The sequence below is a fragment of the Actinosynnema sp. NPDC004786 genome (genome assembly GCF_053601135.1).
The window spans coordinates 1-2,303 of sequence record NZ_JBSGBG010000110.1; the positions used below are offsets into that span (position 1 = coordinate 1).

Annotated in this window: 3 protein-coding genes; 1 reads left to right on the forward strand and 2 read right to left on the reverse strand. The window is 74.6% G+C overall.

The features are described 5' to 3' along the window. The coding region (locus ACWEFJ_RS39165) for an RICIN domain-containing protein (RefSeq protein WP_449716911.1) at positions 1-265 on the forward strand (265 nt) is incomplete at its 5' end. A gap of 157 nt (positions 266-422) precedes the next feature. Here the strand turns inward: ACWEFJ_RS39165 and ACWEFJ_RS39170 are convergent. Beyond that, the gene (locus ACWEFJ_RS39170; RefSeq protein ID WP_449716912.1) at positions 423-1,472 is read right to left on the reverse strand and encodes a DUF916 domain-containing protein; all 1,050 of its coding nucleotides are present in this window, start codon (positions 1,470-1,472) and stop codon (positions 423-425) included. Between the two features lie 73 nt (positions 1,473-1,545). Continuing rightward, complete coding sequence (locus ACWEFJ_RS39175) at positions 1,546-2,175, reverse strand: hypothetical protein (protein ID WP_378095029.1); 630 nt, start codon at positions 2,173-2,175, stop codon at positions 1,546-1,548. Between the last annotated feature and the right edge of the window lie 128 nt (positions 2,176-2,303).

The following is a 2,303-nucleotide window of genomic DNA, read 5'->3' on the forward strand; positions in this document are numbered from 1 at the left end:
CAGCTGGGCGGGCGGTGAGATCCGGGTCTTCGGCGACAAGTGCCTGGACGCCGAGAACCAGGGGGCCGCCAACGGCACCCGCGTCATCACGTGGACGTGCAACGGGCAGAACAACCAGAAGTGGACGTTCGGCTCCGACGGCACCATCCGCAATGCCCACGCCGGGCTCTGCCTCGACGCCGACCAGGCGGGCACCGCCAACGGCACGAGGCTGATCCTCTGGACCTGCAACGGCCAGGCCAACCAGAGGTGGACCCGAGCGTGACCGACGGCGTCCCGGCCGGGTGGGCGAACCCGGCCGGGACGCCACCCTGGAGCACGCAGGATCGAGGGCTCGCGCACGGCAACCAAGCCGAGCCACGCCCCGCGCCGCCCTGCCACACCCGGCCGAGACAGACCGGACCGCGCCGAGCCGGACCGCGTCAGGACACCGAGTCGGCCTGTTGTGCCCGCGCCGCCTCCGCGCGGCCGGCGGCCTTGGCTTCGGCCAGCATCGTTTCGAGCCGCCGCCGACGACGACGTCGGACGACGCGGAGGAGCAGGACCACCAGCACGACCACGGCCGACAACACGGCCTGCGGGATCGGCAGGGCCCATGTCGTGACGGTCGCCGTCACCGGCTCGGCGGCCGGCGGCGCGGCGGCGCCGTCCACGGCCCCCGGCGTGACCGAGACCGTGGCGCCGATCCGCCCGAACGGCCACTGGCCGGGCACCCGGGCCTCGAACTGCCGCATGCCGCCCGGCAGCACCTCCCGCGCCCGCGGGGCCGCGCCGTCGGTCCACGTGCTGCTGCCGAACGGGCTCGACGTGGTGATCCCGGTGTCGGCGGCGGCGCGGACGTTGCCGTCGTTGGTCACCGCGTACCGCACCGTGACGGTGCCGGCGGCGAAGGGGTTCCACGACCCCTCGTAGGTGGCGTGGACGTCGGTGACGGCGAGCGCGGCCTTCAGGTCGCCGGTGACGCGGAGGTTGAACCGGACGCCCACGCGGTTGCGCACGCGGACCTGGCCCGACAGCGTGTCCAGGGACGCCGTGACGCCCGCCGGGTGGTCGCCGGGGGTGGCGTGGTCCGGCACGGCCACGGCCACCGGCACCACCGCGGTCGCGCCGCCCGCCACCGTGACGGTCTCCGGCACGTCGATCCAGGAACCGCCGTCGGTGGGCGTGACGTCGGCGGCCCGCATGTCGAACAGGCCCTTGTCGGTGAGGTAGCCGTCGTTGGCGTCGATGGCGAAGGTGACGGGGCGGGGCGAGTGGTTGGTCACCGCGACGTGCTCGGTGATCCGCTCCCCGCCGCGCAGCTCCAGGTCGACCACCCGCCTGCCGTCCGGGCCGTCGGCCTTCGCGGGGACCACGGACCACGTGACCTCGCCCTGCGGTGGTTGCCCGGACGCGGCCGGCGCGGGGCCGCACAGCACGGCGGCGGCAGCGGCGACGCAGAGGAGCACGCGCCGGGTGCGGGTCGTGGTCATCGGGTCTCCCTCGACGTGCGAGGTGTCCGGGGCGCGGCGCGGGGCCGCGTCCCGGACACCGGGGTGGAACGGGTCAGGACTGGTCGAACAGCGACAGCGTCAGCGTCGAGTGGTACTGGCCCGCCTGCACGTCGACCGGGGTGCGCAGCACCAGGTCGGCGTTGACGTCCCAGGAGCCGGTCTCGTCCGCCGCGTTCGCGGTCGACACCAGCAGCTCCTGCCCCTGGAGGCCGACGGCCGGCGCGCCGGTCCCGTCGGAGATGACGCTGGAGACCGGTTCGCCGGCCGCCACCGCGCCGGTGGTCGTGTCGGTGAGCAGGCGCGGCTTCCAGCCCAGGTGCTCGGAGCCGAAGCCGGCGCCGCCGCCGGCGGGCGTGAAGTCGCTCGCCTGGCCGACCACGGCCCAGAAGGAGCCCGCCGGGATGTCCTCCGGCCGGCGGGTGTCGGTGATCGTGATGGTCGGCGTGACGCCGGTGAACTGCCGGGCGGCGGCGTCCGAGCCGTTCTCGGTGAGGGTGACGCCGTCGTTCGGCGCGACCGTCATCGTGAGCTGCCCGGGGGTGCCGGTGTCCTCGATGGTGACGTTCACGTCGATGCCCGCGTCCCCCGCGGGGTCGGCCGAGGCCGGTGCGACGACCGCCGCGCCGAGCGCGAGGCCGAGGGCGGACGCCGCGATCAGGCGGGACGTGGTGGGTGGTCTCATGCTGTTCTGCTCCTCGTTGGTTTCAGCCGCAGGTGACGAAGGGGTTGCCGGGAGCGGCGGGAGGGGCGGTGGGGGGGGGCCGGGGCGCCCACCCCCCCCCCCCCAACGAAAAAAAAAACAAAAAAAAA

Excerpts from the sequence above, each read along its gene's own strand:
- ACWEFJ_RS39170 (WP_449716912.1), bottom strand. The coding sequence starts at position 1,472 with ATGACCACGACCCGCACCCGGCGCGTGCTCCTCTGCGTCGCCGCTGCC.
- ACWEFJ_RS39175 (WP_378095029.1), bottom strand. The coding sequence starts at position 2,175 with ATGAGACCACCCACCACGTCCCGCCTGATCGCGGCGTCCGCCCTCGGC.